At 75.6% G+C, this 21,885-nt stretch carries 13 protein-coding genes; 8 read left to right on the forward strand and 5 right to left on the reverse strand.

What is annotated here, in order from left to right; all coding sequences use genetic code 11:
* Positions 1-19 precede the first annotated feature (19 nt).
* Positions 20-1,663, reverse strand: a complete 1,644-nt coding sequence (locus tag ACGH2B_RS17755) for a glycosyltransferase family 2 protein (protein WP_399090215.1) — start codon at positions 1,661-1,663, stop codon at positions 20-22.
* 273 nt (positions 1,664-1,936) lie between these two features.
* Positions 1,937-5,842, reverse strand: a complete 3,906-nt coding sequence (locus tag ACGH2B_RS17760; RefSeq protein WP_399090218.1) for a CDP-glycerol glycerophosphotransferase family protein — start codon at positions 5,840-5,842, stop codon at positions 1,937-1,939.
* Between the two features lie 447 nt (positions 5,843-6,289).
* On the opposite strand from ACGH2B_RS17760, the gene ACGH2B_RS17765 reads away from it, so the two are divergent.
* The gene (locus tag ACGH2B_RS17765) at positions 6,290-6,988 is read left to right on the forward strand and encodes a class I SAM-dependent methyltransferase (protein WP_399090221.1); all 699 of its coding nucleotides are present in this window, start codon (positions 6,290-6,292) and stop codon (positions 6,986-6,988) included.
* 75 nt (positions 6,989-7,063) lie between these two features.
* Here ACGH2B_RS17765 and ACGH2B_RS17770 read toward each other — a convergent pair whose 3' ends face one another.
* A complete protein-coding gene (locus ACGH2B_RS17770) occupies positions 7,064-8,008 on the reverse strand; it encodes a class I SAM-dependent methyltransferase (protein WP_399090224.1) in 945 nt (314 codons plus the stop codon).
* A gap of 1,044 nt (positions 8,009-9,052) precedes the next feature.
* The gene (locus ACGH2B_RS17775; protein WP_399097092.1) at positions 9,053-12,301 is read right to left on the reverse strand and encodes an FHA domain-containing protein; all 3,249 of its coding nucleotides are present in this window, start codon (positions 12,299-12,301) and stop codon (positions 9,053-9,055) included.
* A 510-nt stretch (positions 12,302-12,811) separates the two neighbouring features.
* On the opposite strand from ACGH2B_RS17775, the gene ACGH2B_RS17780 reads away from it, so the two are divergent.
* The 4 genes from ACGH2B_RS17780 to ACGH2B_RS17795 all read left to right on the forward strand — a co-directional run bounded on the left by ACGH2B_RS17780 (position 12,812) and on the right by ACGH2B_RS17795 (position 18,407).
* A complete protein-coding gene (locus tag ACGH2B_RS17780; RefSeq protein WP_399090227.1) occupies positions 12,812-14,443 on the forward strand; it encodes a serine/threonine-protein kinase in 1,632 nt (543 codons plus the stop codon).
* A gap of 246 nt (positions 14,444-14,689) precedes the next feature.
* On the forward strand, positions 14,690-15,997 hold the full coding sequence (locus tag ACGH2B_RS17785) for a serine/threonine-protein kinase (protein ID WP_399090230.1): 1,308 nt from the start codon (positions 14,690-14,692) through the stop codon (positions 15,995-15,997).
* A 44-nt stretch (positions 15,998-16,041) separates the two neighbouring features.
* Positions 16,042-17,160, forward strand: a complete 1,119-nt coding sequence (prfB, locus tag ACGH2B_RS17790) for a peptide chain release factor 2 (protein ID WP_399090233.1) — start codon at positions 16,042-16,044, stop codon at positions 17,158-17,160.
* 356 nt (positions 17,161-17,516) lie between these two features.
* On the forward strand, positions 17,517-18,407 hold the full coding sequence (locus ACGH2B_RS17795) for a hypothetical protein (RefSeq protein ID WP_399090236.1): 891 nt from the start codon (positions 17,517-17,519) through the stop codon (positions 18,405-18,407).
* Positions 18,408-18,515: 108 nt separating this feature from the next.
* Here ACGH2B_RS17795 and ACGH2B_RS17800 read toward each other — a convergent pair whose 3' ends face one another.
* Positions 18,516-18,704 carry a hypothetical protein gene (locus tag ACGH2B_RS17800; RefSeq protein WP_399090238.1) on the reverse strand — a complete coding sequence of 63 codons (189 nt, stop codon included), beginning with the start codon at positions 18,702-18,704 and terminating at the stop codon, positions 18,516-18,518.
* Positions 18,705-18,955: 251 nt separating this feature from the next.
* Here ACGH2B_RS17800 and ftsE point away from each other — a divergent pair, with 251 nt between their 5' ends.
* The 3 genes from ftsE (at position 18,956) to ACGH2B_RS17815 (ending at position 21,873) form a co-directional block, all read left to right on the forward strand.
* On the forward strand, positions 18,956-19,645 hold the full coding sequence (gene ftsE, locus ACGH2B_RS17805) for a cell division ATP-binding protein FtsE (RefSeq protein ID WP_030287586.1): 690 nt from the start codon (positions 18,956-18,958) through the stop codon (positions 19,643-19,645).
* 32 nt (positions 19,646-19,677) lie between these two features.
* Complete coding sequence (gene ftsX, locus ACGH2B_RS17810) at positions 19,678-20,589, forward strand: permease-like cell division protein FtsX (RefSeq protein WP_399090242.1); 912 nt, start codon at positions 19,678-19,680, stop codon at positions 20,587-20,589.
* Between the two features lie 78 nt (positions 20,590-20,667).
* Positions 20,668-21,873, forward strand: coding sequence for a S41 family peptidase (locus ACGH2B_RS17815; RefSeq protein ID WP_399090244.1), 1,206 nt, complete (start codon positions 20,668-20,670; stop codon positions 21,871-21,873).
* The last annotated feature ends 12 nt before the right edge of the window (positions 21,874-21,885 follow it).

Consider the following 21,885-nt stretch of genomic DNA (forward strand, 5'->3'; position numbering starts at 1 on the left):
TGGGGGAGTCCGGGTGAGTTCAGCGGCGGCGCAGCCGGGCCGCCGCGATCCGCCACACGCTGCGCACCCCGGCCGCGATCCGTACCGCCAGCGCCCCGCCGGTCGTCGCGTACGGCTGGACCAGCAGGACGGCGTGGCGGCGGCTGGGCAGGACCCGGCGGCGCAGCCCCGGGCCGCTCGCGCGCAGCGAGGCACGGAAGCCGGTTCCGTCGGTGCACTGCACCCGCGTCATCAGGTCCCAGGCCACCGGTCCGCCGTCGGGGGCCGGACCGTGGTCGGCGAGGGCCGTGAGGTCCATGGCGACCTCGGCGGTCCAGGTCTCCGTGGGTCCCGGCGTCAGCGCGGCGGTCTGCACCGGGCCGCGCCGGTCGTCGGCGCGCCGCCGCCACTCGATGTCGACGGAGACCGGACCGGCTTCGGCGAGCCGCCCGTACATGTCGTGCACCCGCAGCCGCAGCACCCCGCGGCGGCCGATGACCGGCTCCGCGTCGATGGTCACCGGCAGCCGGTGGGTGGGCTTGGAGTCCAGTGCGTCCAGTTCGACCTGGGGCAGTTCGGGCGACCAGACCGGGCGTCCGGCGTCGTCCCGGGCGTACGGCGGCAGCAGCCGGCCGGGCCGGGCGGCGAGCTGGGTCAGCCGGTCCAGGTCGGCGGGCGGCTCGGGCGAGGCCAGCACCACCCGGGCCAGCCAGCGGGCGGGGGCGCGGGCGGCCAGCAGCTCGGCCTCGTCGAAACCGTCCAGGTAGGCGCGGGTCAGCCGCCACCACTCGGCGCGGTAGGCGGCGTCGCGGGTGTGCAGTTCGCGCAGGTACATCCGCAGGTCGTGGTCGAGGAACTTGGTCCGCGCGGCCCGCGCCAGCTCCGCGCGGCCGGAGTCGCGCAGGATCGCCACGCTGTCGCGGTGCGCGTCGATCCGCGCCTGCCAGTTGCTGACGGCCTTGCGGTCCAGGGAGATCGACTGGCGGGCGGCGGCGCGGCGGACGTGCCAGATGTAGACGCTGTCGGGGATCGTCACCATCCGTGGCGCGGCGGCCAGGACCCGGGCGGTGAAGACGAAGTCCTCGTAGGTGAAGCGGCCCTCGGGGAAGGCGATGGCGTGTTCGGCCAGGAACGCCCGGTCGTAGAGCTTGTTGACGCACAGGGTGTCGCGCACGAGCTGGGGGCTGGCGCCCGGCGCGGTGTGCACGGCGCGGTCGCGGTAGAGCGCCGGCTGCCAGGGCACGTCGCGGCGGGCGGGCAGCTCCCGGCGGACGCAGGCGCCGGACGCCACCGGCGCGTCCTCGGCGAGCGCGGCGCGCAGCAGTGCCGGGGCGGCGCCCGGCGGCAGCACGTCGTCGCTGTCCAGGAACATCACGAAGCGGCCGGTGGCGGCGCGCAGCCCGTCGTTGCGGGGGGTGCCGCAGCCGCCGCTGTTCTCGGCGCGGTGCACCACCCGCAGCCGCGGGTGCTCGTCGGCCAGGGCGTCCAGTGCGGCGCCGGTGCCGTCGGTGGAGGCGTCGTCCACCGCGATCACCTCGACGGCCGAGCCGTCCGTCTCCTGGGCCAGCGCGGAACGCACCGCCTCGGCGACGTGGGTGACGTCGTTGAAGGCGATGACGATGATGCTGATCTGCGCGGCCGGAGTGAGGATGGGCCCCGGCGATGGCTCTAGGGCTTCTTTCACAGTCACTACATCTACATTCCGTGTCGACGGCATCTCTTTGCGCGGCGGGCTCCGGTCTCCCCTGTCTCTGCTTCAGAGGGGGATTCCCGCCCCGCGGTTGCGCCCGCCGCCGTGGTTTTCCGTGTCATTGCCGTCCGTTAACGGATACGACATTCCGCGTTGGCGGGTGCTTGGCCGCGGGCCACGCCCGTACCAGATGTAACGACGCGGCCGCCGCCCGATGCCGATGTCCGCCGAACCTTCATCGGCCCGACCACCGCCGGACATCTGCGCTCACCGCAGCAGCACCTCCGCGACGCGCGCCGCGGCCGCCCCGTCGTCGCGGTGGCAGAACGTCTCCCGGAAGCGCCGGTACGCCCCGGCGCTCGCCCGGACGACCGCGGGCAGATCGCGCAGCGCGTCGATCAGCTCACCGGTGGCGGTGAGCTGCGGGCCCGGCGCCACCGCCTCGAAGTCCACGGTGAACCCGCGCAGCGTGTCGCGGTAGTACGGCAGGTCGGGGGTGAGGAAGAGCATCGGGCGGCCGGTGTCGGCGAAGTCGGCGGCGAGCGCCGAGTAGTCGGTGACCAGCACATCCGCGGCGAGCAGCAGCTCGGTGGCGTCCGGGTACGCGGTGACGTCGACCGCGAAGGGCGCGTGCCGGGCCGGGAGCCGGTCGGCGACCAGCGGGTGCCCGCGGACCAGCAGCGCGTGGTCGTCGCCGAGCGCCCGCCGCGCGGCGTCCAGGTCCAGCGGCAGGTGCAGCCGGTGGTGGCGGCGGTCGTAGGCGAGGTGGCCGCGGACGGTCGGGGCGTACAGGACGACGGTGCGGCCGTCGTCGACGCCGAGCCGGGCGCGGACCGCGGCGGCGCGTGCGGCGCGGTCCGGTGCGAAGAACGCGTCGGTGCGCGGCAGCCCGCTCTCCAGCGGCTCCCCGGGGAAGCCGAGCGCCCGGCGCAGGACGGGCGTGCTGTGCGCGTTGGGCGACAGCAGCACGCTCCACTGGCGGGCCGCCTCCGGGTCCGACGGCCCGCGGCCGCCCGGCGCGTCCGCCCCGATCCGCTTCAGCGGCGTCCCGTGCCAGGTCTGGACGACGAGCTGGCCCTGCCGGCGGCGGAAGAAGCCCGGCAGCGGGGTGTTGGCGACCACCCAGCGGCTGTGCGCCAGCGCGCCGTGCCACTCGGCGCTGCCCACGACGACGGCGCGCGCGGTGTCCGGTACGGCGGTCTGCCCGTCGCGTACCGCCCACAGGTGCTCCGCGTCGGAGCCCCGGCGCACCAGCTCCTCGTGGACGGCGCGCGGCGAGTCGCCGTAGGCGCGGCCGCCGAAGCTGCTGTAGAGGACGGTGTCGCGCAGCGGCCGCCCGCGGTGCAGCGGGTAGTGCGTCTCGCGCAGCACCCGCCGCCGGTACGGTCCCCGGTCGGTGACCGGCAGCGTCGCCCCGGCGGCCAGGAACGCCTCGTCGTGGTCGCGCCGGTCGAGGGTGAACGGTTTGCCGCGGACCGCCCGGGAGGCGGGCAGCCCGTCGAGGACGGACGGCGCGAAGCGGACCGGTACGTCCGGCGCGGCCGAGCCCGCCGCCCGCAGCCGCAGCGCCCAGCGTCCGGCGGGCAGCGGCAGCGGTCCGCCGGGCGAGGGCAGGGCGGCCAGCGGCAGCGCGCAGTGGAACCGCTCGCCGTCGTGGGTGGCGGGGAAGGCCCACTCGGCGGCGTGCGCGGTGTGGGCGAGCACCAGCTCGGTGGCGGGCGGCGCGGCGGCGGGCAGCGTCCCGGCCAGCAGCAGGGTGCCGTCGATCCGCCACACGACGCGGTCCGCGTACGGCTGCGGGACCCGGTCGTGCACCACCAGATGTCCGGCGGCGGTGGCCGCGGCGATCAGTTGCCGTCCGCGCACCGGCGCGAGCGCGAGCGGTGCCAGCGCGGGCGAACAGGCGATGGGCGCGGTGGCCCCGCCGGGGAGGACGAGGGCGGCGGTCCAGGTGGCGGAGCGGGGGGCGCTGCTTCCGGGCGCGTCCCCGGTGGCGGGTGCGGCGCTTACGGGTGCGCCGGAGCGGGGTGCGCCGGTGGCGCTGCCGTGGGGTGCGTCGCCCCCGGTGGCGCCGCTCGCGCCGTCCGGGGCGGGGCGGGCCGCCGCGAGCGCGCCGGGCAGGATCCGGACGGTGTGACCGGGAGCCGGACGGCGGGGCTTCCAGGGAGGCGGCGGAACGGGGTTCGGGGGCCCGGGCTCCCCACCGGTCTCAGCCACAGGTTCCTCGTGGGGCCCCGGCTTCCCGTTCGGCGCGTGCGCCGTGCCGGGTGCGGGCTCCGGCTTCCCGTTCGGCGCGGGCTCCGTGCCGGGTGCGGGCTCCGGCTTCCCGTTCGGCGCGGGCTCCGTGCCGGGTGCGGGCCTCGGCTCCCCGTTCGCCGCGTGCGCCTTGCCAGGCGCGGGCTCCGGCTCCCCGCCCGGGGCGGGATCCCCGCCGTGCGCGGGCTCCCCGCCGTGCGCGGGCTCCCCCTCCGGCGGCCGTGCCGGGAAGGACACCACCGTGCCGCTCTCCGTATCGGTCAGCCGCAGCGCGGTGGGGGTGGCGGCGCCGGGCGGGGCGGCGACCGTCAGGCGCAGTGCGCCGCCGGTCGCCTCCCGGGCGGTCAGCCGGTACCCGATCCGTTCGACGGTCAGCCGCAGCAGTCCGTCCACGTACCGGGGGGTGACGCGTACGCCTTCCCCGGTGTCGTGGGTGCGCGGCGAGGTGCCGGAGCCGGACTCCGGCGGGCGTAGTCCGGCGGTGCGCACCACGCCCGCCGCGGTGCGGGTGACGGTCACCCGCCAGTCGCCGTCCGGCCACCGGCCGAGCCGCCGCAGCCGCTGCGGATCGAGCACCGCCGTGAAGCCCGACCAGTCGTAACAGTGCAGGTCCTGGCCGGATTCGGCGGTCGCCGCGGCCGACTCCGCGGGCCGCAGCGGCAGCACGATCCGGCGCCGCCCCTGCGCCAGCGTCAACGTCCCCAGATAGCTGTGCCGGTGCGGTGCGCCGAGGTTGCGGAGATAGGCGTAACCCCGCAGGAACAGCAGGTCGTCCCGCCAGAGGGCCTCCTGGAGGTGTGCCCGCAGGGGGAAGTCGTCGCGGCCCAGCCGGGTGACGGCGGACGGCAGCCGCAGCGGCGGGTCCAGCGGCAGCGCGGCCCGGCGGCGCAGCGGCACCCCCGTCACCAGGAACGCCGTCGCCTGCCGCCGCTGGTACGCCAGCAGCCGCAGCAGATCCTCCGGCGGCCCGGTCCGGACGAGGTACCAGCGCATCCGTGTCTGCACCGGCAGCGCGGCGAGCAGCCGCGGATCGACACCGGCGAGGTAGGCGCGGGCGTGCTCCAAGAACGCGTCGAGGACCTCGGGACCGGCGTCGGGAACCGCCGCGACGAGGTCGTCCAGCCCCTCGGTGAGCTGCGCCCGGTCGTACTCCGCGCGGCAGGGCACCCCGCGGGTGCGCTCCGGGTCGGCCAGGAACTCCGCGGTCCGGCCGAGCGCCGCGAACCGCTCGGCGACCGCCCGTACGCCGAGCGGCGGCCGGTCCCCGTCGCCCGGTGTCCGCAGCCGGCAGACGGGCGCGCGCAGCACGTCCACGGCGTCGGCGAGGAAGTGGGCGGGCAGCGTCAGCGCCGCGTCGTCGCAGGTGGTGCCCTCGGGAAAGGCCAGGCGGTGGCGGTCCCAGAAGGCGCGCCGGAACACCTTGTTGGCCGCGGGCGTGTCCGACAGCAGCGTCCGGTCCTCGGCGATGTGGGTGCGTGACGCGCCGGTCCGGGCGGCCGGCTGCCGCGCCGCGGGCCGCCCGTCCGGCCCGAGCACCTGCGCACCGCCGGTCGCCAGATCCGCGCCGGACGCGTCGAGCAGCGCCGTCAGCTCCTCGTACGCGCGCGGCAGCAGGACGTCGTCGGGCCCAGGGAAGGCGAGGTACGGCGTGTCCGGGTAGGCGTGCCGGGCCCCGGCGTTCCGGGCCGCACCCGGGCCCGCCCCGGCGGCGCGGACCAGCCGGAAGCGCGGATCGCGGGCGGTGAAGCGGCGGGCCAGCGCGGCTCCCGGCCCGTCCGCCTCCGGCCCGCCGTCCACCATCACCACATCCAGCGCGGCCGAGGTCTGCGCCGCGACCGACTCCAGGCACTCCTCGGTGTGCCGCGGGGGCCCTGCGGTGCGGTGCACCGGGACGACGACGGTGAGCCGTGGCTTCATGCGCGCGACCAAGCCTTTCCGAACGGGGTACCCGGACGGCCCGGCCCGCGGAACCGGACGCCCGGGACGGAAGCCCGGACCGGAACCGGGGCGGGAACCTCCGGGGCGGGGAACTGAGGTGGACAACTCACCCGCCCCCGCCCCGGTCACCGGATCTGCGCTGAAAGGGTGAGAGGACGGGGCGGGGCCGGGCCGGTGCGGGCGTGTCCGGCTGCGGGCCCGGGCCGCGGTACGGCTCCGGGCGCCGGGGACCGGCCGGGCGTTTGGCGCCGGACCCCGGCCCCGGCACACGCCTCCGCCGTGGCCCCGCCCCGACACCTCCGTGCCGGGGAGCCGCGCCGGGCGGTCGGCGTGGTGTGCGTCGTGGCCCGGGGGGATGCCGTAGACCGGAGCCGATGCCGTAGCGGGCCCGGCCGGTCGCCGGGCCCCCAGGGAAAGGTGACCTCGATGCCCGGGATGTCCGGACGGACCGAAACCCCCGCCGCCCCCACCGCTCCCGCCGCCCGCCGCACACCGGTCTCCCGCCGTACCGCGGCCGCCGCCCCGCCGGTCCGCACCGGCCCGCCGGCCGGCGCGCAGGACCCGCCCCGGCCGCTGCTGCCCTGGCTGCGTCCGCCGCGTACGCCCTACCGCCGGGCGCTGCGCCGCATCGGCGCCGGGCGGGTGCTGGACATCGGCTGCGGCACCGGCGACACCCTGGCCGGCTGCGCGCCGGGCAGTGTCGGGATCGCCCACGACACGCACTCCGCCGACATCTGCCGCGCCCGGGGCCTGACCGCGTACACCGCCGACGCCTTCCTGACCAGCGCCCACGCCCGGCCCGGCGGCTTCGACACCCTGCTGTCCGCGCAGGTCCTCCAGCACCTCGACGACGAGCAGGTCGAGGGCCTGCTGCGGGCCTATCTGCCGTACGTGCGGCCGGGCGGCGGTGTCGTCCTGATCACCCCGCAGGAGGCGGGCCACCGCGCCGCCCCCGCGCCCGGCCGCTTCACCGACTTCCGTCTGCTGCGCGCCTACGCCGAATCCGCCGGTCTGTCGGTCCGCCGCACCTACTCCTGCCCGCTGCCGCGACCCGCCGGGAAGGTCCTGGGCGCCAACGCGTTCGTCCTGGCCGCGCGGGTGCCGATGGAGCGGCTGCCCGGCTGACCCGGGCACGCCCCGGGCCCGCCGGGGCGCGCGGGTGCCCGCGTGCGCCGGGCCGGTTCAGGGGCGCGCCGGGGTTCAGCGGCGTGCGGCGCGCGCCCGCCGGGCCTCCACGAGCGCCCGGGTGACGGCCGGGGGCAGCCAGTCCGCCGCCAGCCGCCGCAGCGGTCCCCGCGCCGGACGCGCCGGACGCCGTCCGCCGGCCCCCGGGACGTGCTCCGGCGCCCGCGCCGCCGTTGCCCCGCCGGCCGGGCGGTGCCGGGAGACCGGATGCGCCGGTTCCGTCGCGCCCTTCGCGCTGATCCGGATCAGCGGCGCGCCGTTGACCTGCTGCACCTCGTGCCAGACACCGTCCCGCCCGGCCAGCCACGCCAGCAGCGCGCTCCGCAGCGGCTCCGGGTCGCCCCAGGTCCCGTAGAACTTGGTGCCGGTGATGCACACCGGGTGCAGCCCCTCGTTGGCCACCGCCTGCCAGGTCGCCGCGGCCACCCCCGGGCAGTGCTCGGCGCGGAAGTCGTCCAGGACGACCACACCGGTGCCGGTCAGCAGCTCCCGTACGGCCAGGATGTCGCCGTGGACGTGCTCGTACAGGTGCGAGGCGTCGATGTGCGCGAAGCGGACGCTGTCCGCCGTGACGTGCTCGCGCACCCGGGAGCTGAGGCCCTGGACGATGTCCGGCAACGTGTCGTGGAAGGCGAGGTAGTTGGCCTCGAAGGCGCGCCGGGTCAGCGTCGCGTAGGACTTCGCCATCTCCTTGGTGTTCGACGCGTCCTCGGCGGGCGAGTCGAACAGATCGCAGACGGTGAACCGTTCCCCCTCCCCGAGCCGCGCGCCCAGGAAGATCGCGCTCTTGCCCAGATAGGCGCCGAGTTCGAGCAGGTCACCGCGGTGTCCCGCGCTCCGCTGGTACGCCAGGAACCAGTCGAAGAGCAGTTGATCCGCGGTGAAGAACCACCCCTTGACCTCGGAGAGCCGGGTGGGGCGCGGCAGCGGTGCACGGGGGTCCGCGAGGGGAGCAGTCATGGCGGTCCGTCTCCAGACGGTCGGAATCCGACGGCTTTACGGCAGCGGTCTGACGGCGCGCGACGTGCGGCACAGGACGTACGGCACACGCCCCCAAGGGCCCGCCACCTCGCACGGCGCCGTCATCGTAGGCGGCCAGAAGTGAACGGAAGGTGGCGAAAAACGGGTCGTACGGAACCGGAAGAGGAGAGGCGCCTGGTGAAGGAGGTGCGCGGCCACGCGGGCAAACAGAAGGCCCCGGATTCCGATTCCTCCTCAACTCCCGTGAAATGAAGGCGTGTTGATGATCGATGGCCGTAATGTCCGTCCGTCGCCCGGTGGTTGTGTACGAGTCGGGTGGCGGACGGCCGTGCGCGGCCCGGGGCCAGCGGGGATCGGACGCGGGCGGGCGGGGGCGGGCCCGTACGAGCCCGGGGAGGGCCCACGCCGGGACCACCTCGGCGGGCCCGGCCCGGGCAGGGGTGGGTGAGGCTCGGTGGACGGGACGGGCCCGCTCCGGGCAGGGAGGGATGAGTGCCCGGGCCGGGGAGAGGCGGATGAGTGCCCGGGCCCCGGGCAGGGGTGGGCGAGGTCCGGCGGACAGGGCTGGACGGGTCCGCTCCACGCAGGGAGGGATGAGCGCCCGGCCCCGGGCAGGAAGACGGGCTACGGCCCGGCGCCGGACAAGCCGGGCCGGGCCCGACGGTCTGGGGGGATCAGCGCCCGGCTTGTACTCGACCCGGGACAACCGGGCCGACTCGCTCAGGCGGGAAGGGGGAAGTCGCCCGGCCCGTGCCCGGGCGGGGAAGCCGGCCCGGCGCCGGACAAGCCGGGCCGGGCCCGACGGCCTGGGGAGATCAGGGCTCGGCCTGTACCCGACTCGGGACAACCGGGCCGACTCGCTCAGGCGGGGAGGGGGAAGTCGCCCGGCCCGTGCCCGGGCGGGGAAGCCGGCCCGGCGCCGGACAGCCCGGCACCCGGCAGCCAAGCCAGGACGGCCGGGGCCCGCGCCCCGCACCGCCCGGCACCCCGCACCCAAGCCGGGACGGCCGACCCCCGCGCCCCTCACACCAGCGGTGGTCCCGCCGCCGCCCCCGACGACTGGGCGGCGCGTTGCAGGGCGCTGGCCAGGAGCGCCAGGTCCGTCGGGCCGTTGCCCAGCTCGCGCAGCGGGCGGCGGGTCGGCGGGTCGCCCATCCGCGGCCATTCCAAGGGGACGACCGTCGGGCGGAGGGTGGCCGTACGCGGTATCCGGCCGGTCACCCGGCCCGCCTGGAACGGGGCCGACGAGCCGTCACGGGTGCGGTACAGCCGCCCCCGGCCCGGCGGGACCGGCTCCGCCGGATCGTCCGGCTCGCCCAGTACGGCCCGCAGTGCGGCCCGCTCGCCGGTGGCGGTCTCCGCGGTCCGCTCCGGGTGGCCGGTCGCGGCGATCAGATGGACGCCCAGCTCCGCACCGCCCCGCGCCACCGCCTCCAGGGCCCGTACGACCGAACCCGCCGACGGGCGGCCCGTGCTGCCCAGCGCGGGCGCGACCAGCGCGTCGAAGTCGTCGACCAGCACGAACAGCCGTGGCATCGGTGGCACGTCCGCCGCCTCCCCGGGAGCGGAACCGGCCCCGCCCCGCGTGCGCAGCCGGAGCGTGCCCGTGGCCGACGGGTCCGGCTCGGCGGCGCCCTCGGGCGTGCGCCGCTGCGCGACGATCCGCGGCGCGGGCAGATGCTTCGCCCGCCACTCGGCGAACGGCGTCCCGCCCAGCACCTCCGCGCGCCGCTTCAGCTCCGACGACAGCGCCTGCGCGAACTCCCGCATCCGTACCGGGTCCGACGCCGCCAGATACGTCGTGACGTGCGGCAGGTCGGTGCAGAGCCGCAACCCCTCACCGCGCTCGCTGCCCCCGCCGTCCACCAGCACCAGCGACAGCAGATCGGGCCGGTCGGCGGCGGCCAGCGAGGCGGCCAGCGACCGCAGCAGCTCCGTCTTGCCCGAGCCCGGCGCGCCCTCCAGCAGCAGCGGACCACCGCCGTCGGCGGCGAGATCGGCGGCGAGCGGACCGCGCGGCCCGGCGCCCAGCACCGCCGCCGCCCCGGACGCCCCGCCGTCCAGCGCCGCCGCCCACCGGGCCATCAGCGACGCCGGGGTGGCACGGGCCAGCCCCAACTCGTCCAGCAGCCGCGCGGAACCGGGCAGCGGGGCCGACACCCGGGGCGCCGCCCGTCCGCCCTCCGCCGTCTCCGCCTCCCGCAGCGGCGCCAGCGCCCGCGCGCACCGCTCCGCCCACGCGCCCGAGACCGCGTCCAGCGTGGCGACCGTGCCGTTGGGCCCCGAACCGGGCTGGACCACCCGCAGCGCCGTCGCCACATCGCCGCTGAGCACCGCGACCGCCCCGCACTCCCCGAACGCGGGCGACGCCACCCGGGCCGCCTCGTACGTCGCGGCCAGCGGGAACGCCGGGGACGCCGCGGGCGTCTCGGCCAGGCACAGCAGATGGACACCGGCCGCCGGACCACCCGCCGCCAGCCGCGCCGCGGTCTCCCGCAGCGCCGACGAACCGAGATCCCCGTCGACCAGCACGACCGTGAACGGCCCCTGGTGCTGCGCCGCCGCCGCGGCGATCTCCGCCCGCTCGGCGCTCGCCCAGCCCGGACCCAGCGGCCCGTCGTCGAGCCGCCGCACCAGCTCCGCGGTGCGCGCCGCGGCCTGCTCCCTGTCGTACGCCAGCAGCAGCCGGCAGTCCTGGCCGTGGGCCGGGCGGACGTGCGGCAGCCAGCCCAGCCACGACCAGTCGGCGACCCGCTCCTCGGCGGGTCGCGCGCGGTCCGTGCTGAGCAGCACGATCTCCAGGGTGCCGGGGGAGTGCCAGGTGGCGAGCTGGGCGAGGACCGAGCGGGCCAGCCCCGTCAGCCGCTCCCGCGGCCCGGCCAGCCCCAGGGAACCGGCCCGCCGCAACTCCACGGCGACCGGCTCCGCCACCCGGCCACCGGCGCGCGAGGCCGTCCCCAGGCGGACCGCCAGCGCGTCCGGATGCGCGCGGTCGCGCTCCCACAGGCGCGGCCCGGGGCCGAGCGCCGTCAGCAGCACCGCGGCGGCGTCCGGCCACCGCTCCGCCTCCGCCCCGGACACCGGCGGCACCGGGGCGGCCGGGGCCTCGGCGCCCGCGAGCGCCTCCGGGGCGGCGGGCTCCTCCGGCCCGTCCACCGGCCGGCCGCCCGCCAGCCGCCGCGCCCAGGCACCGATCCCGCCGCGCCGCCCGGACCGCCGCGCCGCCTCGTCGGGCGGGGCCAGCGACACCTGCCCGCCGTGCGTCCCCGCCCCGGACGAGGTGGCGTCCGACGGCCCGAAGGCGTCCGGCGAGGTGCCGTGCAGCGGGGTGTCCCGCCGCTGCCGGGAACGCTCCGGCCCGTCCGCCGCCGCGCCGTAGGGGTGGTGCACGCCGTACGCGTCGTAGTCGTACGCGGAGGTCGCCCCGGGGGCGTCGCCCGCCACGGCGGCGGGCGGCTCCGGCTCCGGGCGGCGGCTGCCGGGGACGAACGGCACCGGGCCGCCCGGGGCGCCGTGCCCGGACGCGGCCGTGCCCCGGCCGTACACCGTCGGGGCCGCGCCGCCCCCGGGGAGGACGGGACCCTGCCCGCCCGGGGCGGAACCGGCGGGCCCGGACGGCGCGCCCGGACGCAGCCGCAGATGGCCCTCGCCGTCCGGGGTCGTCGCCAGCGCCGGATCGGGGGCGGCGGTCGGCGGCCGCAGCCGCAGCGCCGACTCGCCGACGCGCAGCAGAGCACCGGGGGCCAGCCGCGCGGGCCCGGCGGTGACCTCGGCGCCGTCCACGGTCGTGCCGTTGGTGGAGCGCAGATCGGCGACGAAGACGGAACCGTCCGGCTCGACCGTCACCGCGCAGTGCATCCGCGAGACGTCCGGATCGTCCAGCGGCACATCGGCGTCGGCGGACCGGCCCACGCGGATCTGGCCGCCGTGCAGCAGATGAACGCCGCCCGCGTCCGGCCCGGAGATCACCCGCAGCCGCGCCGGGCCGTGCGGCAGACCGTGCGCGGGATCGGGGCCGGGGGACTGGAGGGAGAGGACCGCGCCGTCGATCAGCGGCGGCTCGCCGAGCGCCGCCCGCTGCGGGTCGAGCCGCTCGGCCCCGGCGTACAGCACGACCGGGCCGCCGGTGTCCGCGCCGGGCCCGGCGACCGCCGCGGCGAGCGAGGTGGCCACCGCCGCGAGCGCGGTCCCGGCGGGGGCCGTCACGAGCACGTCGCAGGCGCGCGCGGGGTGGCCGCCGCGCGGCCCCAGGACGGTCAGCCGGATCTGCATCGCCGTCAACGGTCCCTTCTGCCCGGGGAGTTCGGCGACGGGTCCGCTCAACCCCCCACCGCGCCCGAGCGCATCGGCTCGTACAAGTCCCACCAGCACGCCGCGGACGGGAACATCCACCACGGCATGTGTGCTGTGTGCATCCTCGCACCTGCCACCGACAACCCGTCCGCCGACCGGGGCCCAACGATCTTGCTCGGGGCCCGCGGTACGGCGGGCCGCGGGCGAACGGCGGGCCCCGGCCGCACCCCGCCCGCCCGGTCCGGCCGAAAACCGCCCCCCGCCGCGCAGCCCGCGCCCCGGCGCGGCCCCCGCCGACGGCCCCCGGCCCCGCCGCGCAACCAACCGCGGGCGCCTCGCGTCTTCCCACGAGCCACCACGGGTGACCGGGCCCTTCGGGCGACGCGGCAGCGCGCCGGCGGCGGGATCCGCGGCACTACAGTGGGGCGACGGGCCGCGGACGACCCAGCGGACCGGCAACAGTTGATCACCGACCAGGGAGCGCATGACGTGCGGCCGGTAGGCAGCAAGTACCTGCTCGACGAGCCGCTGGGACGCGGCGCCACGGGCACCGTCTGGCGTGCGCGCCAGAGGGAGACGGCAGGCGCCGAGGCGGCCGTCGCCGGTGAGCCCGGCGAGACGGTCGCGATCAAGGTCCTCAAGGAGGAGCTGGCGAACGACGCGGACGTGGTGATGCGCTTCCTACGGGAGCGCTCCGTCCTGCTGCGCCTGACCCACCCCAACATCGTCCGCACCCGCGACCTCGTGGTCGAAGGCGATCTGCTGGCCCTGGTCATGGACCTCGTCGACGGCCCCGACCTGCACCGTTACCTCCGGGACAACGGCCCGCTCAGCCCGGTGGCCGCCTCCTTGCTCACCGCGCAGATCGCCGACGCCCTCGCCGCCAGCCACGCCGACGGCGTCGTCCACCGCGACCTCAAGCCCGCCAACGTCCTGCTCTCCGGGGCCGACGGCGACGGCGAGATGCACCCGATGCTGACCGACTTCGGCATCGCCCGCCTCGCCGACTCCCCGGGCCTGACCCGCACCCACGAGTTCGTCGGCACCCCCGCCTACGTCGCCCCGGAGTCCGCCGAGGGCCGCCCGCAGACCTCCGCCGTCGACATCTACGGCGCCGGAATCCTGCTGTACGAGCTGGTCACCGGCCGTCCGCCGTTCGCCGGCTCGACCGCCCTGGAAGTGCTCCACCGCCACCTCAGCGAGGAGCCGCAGCGCCCCGGATCCGTCCCCGAGCCCCTCTGGACGGTCATCGAGCGCTGTCTGCGCAAGCGCCCCGAGGAGCGGCCGAGCGCCGAGAACCTCGCCCGCGCGCTGCGCACCGTCGCCGCCGGTGTCGGCGTCCACGCCACCCCGCAGCAGGCCGAGGCGGCGCTCGGCGTCGCCGCGCTGCTCGCCCCCGACCCGTCCCCGGCGCAGGTCCCCGGCACCGAAGGCGGCAGCGGCGACGCCGAGCCGACCCAGGTGCTGCCCACCGGATCCGCCGTCGACCCGGCCGCCGCCACCAGCGTGCTGCCCGCGACCGGCGCCCCCGGCGGGCCCGCCCCGACCCGCGCCATGCCGCCCGTGCCGCCGATGCCGGGCGGCCCGCCCGCGGGCGGACCCCAGGAGCCCGACGGGCCGCACCCCTGGGAGTCCCAGATGCGGGCCGCGCGCGACCGCAACGACCAGACGCAGGTCCAGTACCTCGACCCCGCCGAGGACCCGCTGCGCCGCCGCCCGCAGCGCCGCCCGTCCCCGCAGCAGCAGCCGCCGCAGCCCCAGCAGCCGTACCACCCGCAGCCCGCGCCCGTGCCGTACGCCCAGCAGCAGCCCCCGCAGCAGCGTCCCCAACAACAGCGCCCCCCGCAGCGCCGCCAGGAGCCGCCGCCGCAGCGCTACGAACCGGAGCGCCCCCCGGCCCGCGAGCCCCGGGAGCCGCGCCGCCGCAGCGCCAACCCGATGCGGATCCCGGGCCTCGGCTGCCTCAAGGGCTGCCTGTTCACGCTGGTGATCCTCGTCGTGGCCGGCTGGCTGATCTGGCAGATGATCCCCCAGGAGTGGATCGGCACCACCCAGAGCTTCTTCGACTGGATCGGCTCGGCCTACCGCGACGTCAAGCACTTCATCAACAACCTCGGCTAGCGACGGCGGCCGGCAGCGGACCGCGTGCCCCGGGTGACACACCCGGGGCACCGCGCTGTCCACGGCGCCCTTCCCGGACGCCACACCCCGGTCAGCCAGTGGATTTATCGACTTCCGGCGGTGATTTCTCCCCCAGAACGGAAGGTTGCCGCCGTCCCGGGCACGGAACGCCCCGCCGTCCGCGTAGCTTTGACGTCAACCTCAGCCCCCGCAGGACGCTCGGGGGCCCGACACGTCGGAGCAGTCTTGGCACGGAAGATCGGCAGCCGGTACACCGCCCACCAGATCCTGGGGCGCGGCAGTGCGGGCACGGTATGGCTGGGCGAGGGCCCCGACGGGGCCGTGGCCATCAAGCTGTTGCGTGAGGACCTCGCCTCCGACCAGGAGCTGGTCGGCCGCTTCGTCCAGGAGCGGACGGCGCTGCTGAGCCTGGACCACCCGAGGGTCGTCGGCGTACGCGACCTGGTGGTCGACGGCAACGACCTGGCACTGGTCATGGACCTGGTCCGCGGCACCGACCTGCGCACCCGCCTGGAGCGCGAACGGCGGCTGGCCCCGGAGGCGGCCGTCGCCATCGCCGCCGACGTCGCCGACGCGCTCGCCGCCGCGCACGCCGCCCGGATCGTCCACCGCGACGTCAAGCCGGAGAACGTCCTCCTGGACATGCAGGGCCCCCTCGGCCCCGGAGGCGCGCACCCCGCGCTCCTGACCGACTTCGGCATCGCCCGCCTCGTCGACACCCCGCGCCGCCTGCCCCAGCCCGCGTCCGGCTCCGGCCCCGCCACCCTCCGCTCGGCCAAGGTCATCGGCACCCCCGACTACCTCGCCCCCGAGATCATCGAGGGCCTCCCGCCGCGCGCCTCCGTCGACGTCTACGCGCTGGCCACCGTCCTGTACGAGCTGCTCGCCGGGTTCACACCGTTCGGCGGCGGCCACCCCGGAGCCGTACTGCGCCGCCATGTCACCGAGCGGGTGGCGCCGCTGCCCGGCATCCCGGACGAGCTGTGGCAGCTTCTCGTCCAGTGCCTCGCCAAGGCGCCCGCCTCCCGGCTGCGCGCCCCCGAACTGGCCGCCCGCCTGCGCGAGCTGCTCCCGGGGCTGGCCGGGATGCCGCCCCTCGACATCGACGAGCCGGACGACGAGGAGGGCCCGGACGGCGCCGCCGAGGACGAGGCCGCCGCCCGGACCGCCGACGCCGGTACGGCCACCGTGGGCGAGGCCACCCCGGCGCGCGGCTCCGTGGCGCTCGTCCAGGGCGCGGCGCCCGACTCGAACCGCGAGACGCACACCAGCATGCGGGTCCCCGGCCCGGACGAGCTGGCCGGCGGCGCGCACGGCACCGCCCGCGCCCCCCGGGCGCCGGGCGAGCGCCGCGCGGGGTCGGCCCGTCACCGGTCGTCACCGGAGGCGGTGCGCCGCCGCCGTATCCGGCTCGGCGCCGCGGCCGTCGCGCTGCTCGCCGCGGTGGGCCTGGGCACCTGGCTGACCTCGGGCGACGGCGATACGGGAGACACCGGCCCCGGTATCGAGCAGTCCGGTCCGGCGGCGCCCTGACGGGGCCGGGGCACACTGTCGGCGTCAGCCGTTAGGCTGGGTGCGTGGCAGTCGTCGATGTTTCCGAAGAGCTGAAGTCCCTCTCCTCGACCATGGGGTCGATCGAGGCCGTCCTGGACCTCGACAAGATGAGGGCCGATATCGCCGTGCTCGAGGAGCAGGCCGCGGCCCCGTCCCTGTGGGACGACCCGGAGAGCGCCCAGAAGATCACCAGCCGCCTCTCGTACCTCCAGGGCCAGCTACGCCGCGCCGAGGAGCTGCGCGGCCGCGTCGACGACCTGGAGGTCCTCTTCGAGCTGGCCGAGGACGAGGGCGACGAGGACACCCGTGCCGAGGCCGAGAGCGAGCTGACCGCCGTCCGCAAGGCGGTCGACGAGCTGGAGGTCCGCACCCTCCTCTCCGGCGAGTACGACTCCCGCGAGGCGGTCGTCAACATCCGCGCCGAGGCCGGTGGCGTCGACGCCGCCGACTTCGCCGAGAAGCTCCAGCGGATGTACCTCCGCTGGGCCGAGCGCCACGGCTACAAGACCGAGCTGTACGAGACGTCGTACGCCGAAGAGGCCGGCATCAAGTCGACCACCTTCGCCGTCAACGTCCCGTACGCCTACGGCACCCTCTCGGTCGAGCAGGGCACCCACCGCCTGGTGCGCATCTCGCCCTTCGACAACCAGGGCCGCCGCCAGACGTCGTTCGCCGGTGTCGAGGTGCTCCCGGTCGTCGAGCAGACCGACCACATCGAGATCGACGAGTCCGAGCTGCGGGTCGACGTCTACCGCTCCTCCGGCCCCGGCGGCCAGGGCGTCAACACCACGGACTCCGCGGTCCGCCTGACGCACCTCCCCACCGGCATCGTCGTCTCCTGCCAGAACGAGCGCTCGCAGATCCAGAACAAGGCGACCGCGATGAACGTCCTCCAGGCCAAGCTCCTCGAGCGCCGCCGCCAGGAGGAGCAGGCGAAGATGGACGCGCTCAAGGGCGACGGCGGCAACTCCTGGGGCAACCAGATGCGTTCGTACGTCCTGCACCCGTACCAGATGGTCAAGGACCTGCGGACGGACTTCGAGGTCGGCAACCCGACGGCTGTCCTCGACGGCGACATCGACGGCTTCCTGGAGGCGGGCATCCGCTGGCGCAAGCAGCAGGAGCAGGGCGCGGGGGAGTAGTTCCCCGCGCGCACGGCCCGGCGGCCTGTCCGCTTCCTCCCGTTCGCACCTTTCTGACGTAGAAACAACTGCTCCTCCCCGGAGGGCAGTTGTTTTTGCTTTCGGCGGTTAGGTCACAGTCGTACGTCCATGTAACGCCCAATTCCTACTCTTTCGGACGTCGGGACTTTATTCGACCTTGACGTTGCGGGGAGAACTGGGAAGGCTGTGCGCGGCATGCGTCTGTCCGGGGTGCGCGTGTGAACGGGGAGATGAGGGGCCCGCCCGAGAGCGGCGCCAGGACTCGTGTAGACCCCGGTCCACACCCCCGTACGGCATGCTCCATGACGAGTTCAGCTACTGGGGGTAGCAGACATATGACCAAGAAGACGCGGCTGCGCGTGGCGCGCATTGCGGCCGGTGCGGTGATCGCGGCCGGTGCGTCGCTCACCGCGGCCGGCGCGGCCTCCGCGGCGACGCCTCAGTCCAGCAGCAGCGAGTGCGGCCTGCTGGACCTGTTCTGCCACGACGACGACGGTGGCACCACCGGTGGTGAGGACAACGGCGGCACCACCGGCGGCGAGGACGGCGGCCAGGACGACGGCGGCTCCATCGCGGGCACCGACGGCGGCAGCTCCATCGCCGGTACCGACGGTGGCAGCGATGACGGCGGCGACGACGGCGGCTGGATCGGCGGCAGCGACGACGGCGGCTCCACGGACGGTGGCTCCACCGATGGCGGCAGCACCGACGGTGGCTCCACCGACGGCGGCTCCACGGACGGTGGCAGCACCGACGGTGGCTCGACCGATGGCGGCTCCACCGACGGCGGTTCCACGGACGGCGGTTCCACCGACGGCGGCCAGGACAACGGCGGCACCGACGGCGGTCACGAGAACGGTGGCAACACCGGTGGCCACGGCAACGGCGGTAACACCGGCGGTCACGGCAACGGTGGCAACACCGGTGGCCACGGCGACGGCGGTTCCACCGGCGGTCACGGCACCGGCGGCTCCACCGGCGACGGCACCGGCACCGACAACGCCGGCAGCAAGCCGATCGAGCAGCCGGGCCAGGCCAACGAGCAGATCGGGGACACCCCCGGCCCCGCCAAGCAGCAGCCCAAGGGCGGCGAGCTGGCGGAGACCGGTGCCTCCGGCACGACCTTCCTGCTCGTGGGCGCCGCGACGATGATCGCCGGTGGTATCGGCTTCCGCCTGATGCCCCGCCTGATCAACAAGAACGGTGGCGGCGCGGCCGCGGCCTGACGCCGATCCGTCGCACCACGACCGAGGGCCCGGAGCGCACCCGCGCTCCGGGCCCTCGGGCCGTACCGGACACCTCACCCGCTGTTACCGCGCGGGCGCGCCGCCGGCTCAGACGGCCTGGTGCAGCAGCAGCGCCACCGCGATGACGGCCACCAGCAGCGCCACCAGCAAAGCCGGGTTGACCTGGGCGAACGGGCTCTGCTGCTGGAGCCGCTCCCGGCTGGCGCGGCACACCGGGCAGCGGCCCTCGTTCACAGGGGCCGCGCAGTTGGCGCACACCAATCGGTCGTACGTCATGCGACCTCCTTCTCCTCCGCCCCCAACGTTCAGGGGGACGTGAGTGTTCCTCTACCACTGTGCCAGCTCGGTCACGGAACGGCGCGTCCCGCCGGAATGGACTGGTTTTGTCCCGTAGCCGCCGTGAGCAAACGCACCAACCAGGACCACCGGCTACGTCGCCGTGTGAGGTTCGCGTAGGGTCACGCACACCGACGGGAGCCGCGACCCGGCAACCCGTGTCCCTATCCAGGTCGACCGTGGTGTCTTAAGTGATCCGATTCGACAACGTCTCCAAGACTTACCCGAAGCAGAACCGCCCCGCCCTCAGGGATGTGTCCCTGGAGATCGAGCGCGGCGAGTTCGTCTTCCTGGTGGGCTCCTCGGGCTCCGGTAAGTCCACCTTCCTGCGACTGCTGCTGCGCGAGGAGCGCGCCAGCCACGGTGCCGTGCATGTCCTGGGGAAGGACCTCGCGAAGCTGTCCAACTGGAAGGTGCCGCAGATGCGCCGCCAGTTGGGCACCGTCTTCCAGGACTTCCGGCTCCTCCCCAACAAAACGGTCGGCCAGAACGTCGCGTTCGCCCTCGAAGTCATCGGCAAGCCGCGCGGCCAGATCCGTAAGACGGTCCCCGAGGTCCTCGAACTCGTCGGTCTGGGCGGCAAGGAGGACCGGATGCCGGGCGAGCTGTCCGGTGGTGAGCAGCAGCGCGTCGCCATCGCGCGCGCCTTCGTCAACCGCCCCATGCTCCTCATCGCGGACGAGCCGACCGGCAACCTCGACCCGCAGACCTCCGTCGGCATCATGAAGCTGCTGGACCGGATCAACAGGACCGGTACGACGGTGGTCATGGCCACCCACGATCAGCAGATCGTCGACCAGATGCGCAAGCGGGTCATGGAACTCGAAAAGGGCCGGCTCGTCCGCGACCAGTCGCGCGGTGTGTACGGCTACCAGCACTAAGCGTGTACGGCCCCCAGTACTGAAAGGACGCCATGCGCGCCCAGTTCGTCCTGTCGGAGATCGGCGTCGGTCTCCGCCGTAACCTCACGATGACCTTCGCCGTCATCGTCTCCGTAGCCCTCTCGCTCGGCCTGTTCGGCGCCTCGCTGCTGATGAGCGACCAGGTCGACACCATGAAGGGCTACTGGTACGACAAGGTCAACGTCTCCATCTTCTTCTGCAACAAGAACGACACCTCCGGCGCGAACTGCGCCAAGGGTGCCGCGACCGAGCAGCAGAAGGCGGAGATCAAAGCGGACCTGGAGCGGCTGCCGATCGTGCAGAAGCCGGTCCTGTTCGAATCCAGCGACCAGGCGTACAAGCACTACAAGGAGCAGTTCGGCGACACGCCCGTCGCCGGTCTGGTCACGCCCGACCAGTTGCCGGAGTCCTTCCGGGTCAAGCTGAAGGACCCGACGAAGTACGAGGTCATCAAGTCGGCGTTCTCCGAGCGGCCCGGTGTCCAGGAGGTCCAGGACCAACGTGACACCGTCGAGCCGCTGTTCAACCTCCTCGACGGCATGCGGATCGCGGCGCTCTGCGTCATGGGACTGATGCTGGTCGTGGCGCTGCTGCTGATCGTCAACACCGTCCGGGTGTCGGCGTTCAGCCGCCGCCGGGAGACCGGCATCATGCGGCTGGTCGGCGCGTCCAGCTTCTACATCCAGATGCCGTTCATCATGGAGGCGGCGATCGCGGGTCTGATCGGTGCCGCGTTCGCCTGTGTGCTGATCGTCGGCGGCAAGTACGCCCTGATCAACAACTGGCTGGCGGAGAAGATCAAGGTCGTCGACTTCATCGGTTGGGATTCGGTCGTTTCCGTGCTGCCGCTGATCCTCCTCATCGGTCTGGTCATGCCCGCCTTCGCCGCGTTCTTCGCCTTGCGCAAGTACCTCAAGGTGTGACATCCGCCAACCGCTGACACCAGGCGCCGTACGGTCAACTCACCGTGCGGCGCCTTTGTCTCGCCTAGACTCACCGCCATGCCGGGCCCGTGTCTGTTCGTCAGCTCCCGCCGCGTCCGCCGCGGGGCGGTGCCGGCGTTGACGCTCGCCGCCGTGCTGGCGACCGGCGCCGCGGTGGGTAGCTGGCACTCCGGCCGCACCCCGCACCCCCGCCCCGCCCCGTCCGCCGCGTCCGGGAGCCGTACGGCCGACCGGGCGGCGGTCGAGAAGGCGGCGGCGGAGGCGATGGCCGCCGGGAAGTCCGGGGCGCAGGCGGCGGCCGAGGTGGTCAGCCGCAGCGGGGACCGCTGGTCGACGATCTACACCGCCGGAGAGTTCGAGGACTTCCAGCGGCAGCTCGACGGGGACTACGTCGGCGTCGGGCTCTGGCTGCGGCAGGTGCGTGGCGGCCGGATGGAGGTCTCGCGGGTGCAGTCCGGCGGTCCGGCCGCCCGCGCCGGGACCGCCCGGGGCGATGAGCTGACGGCGATCGACGGACGGCCGGTCCGGGGCCGCCCGGTCACCGAGGTCGTCGCGATGCTGCGCGGTGACCGTGACGGCCGGGGCGGCGCCGAGGCCGGGCGGGGCCGGGCCGGTACTCCGGTGAAGCTGGCGCTGCGGCGCGGCGCCCGGAAGTGGAGCACCACCGTCCACCGCGCCCGGCTGCGCAGCCAGGACGTCACCACCGACCGCCCGGCCGGGGCGTCGGGCCCGGTCCGGATCAGGGCCGAGGCGTTCACCAAGGGCAGCGGCGCGGCGATCCGGGACGCGGTGCGCGCCGCGCCGACCGGCGCCGGTCTCCTGCTGGACCTGCGCGGCAACACCGGCGGCCTGGTCGACGAGGCCACCACCGCCGCCTCCGCGTTCCTGAACGGCGGGCTGGTCGCCACGTACGACGTGCACGGCCGCCAGCGGGCGCTGTACGCGGGCGGTGGCGGGAACACCCGGGCGCCGCTGGTGGTGCTGGTCGACGGCGGCACGATGAGCGCCGCCGAGCTGCTGGCCGGGGCGCTCCAGGACCGGGGCCGGGCGGTGGTCGTCGGCTCGCCGACCTTCGGGAAGGGGTCGGTGCAGATGCCCAGCACGCTGCCGGACGGGTCGGTCGCGGAGCTGACCGTCGGCCATTACCGCACCCCGGCCGGGCGGGCGGTCGACGGGCACGGCATCACCCCGGACCTCACCGTCGAGGACGGCGCGACCGCGCGGGCGGTCACGGTATTGAGTGGCCTCGGCACCGGGGCGTAGTGCGAAAATGGC

The sequence above is a fragment of the Streptomyces sp. BBFR2 genome, from assembly GCF_044497305.1.
Classification (GTDB): Bacteria; Actinomycetota; Actinomycetes; order Streptomycetales; family Streptomycetaceae; genus Streptomyces.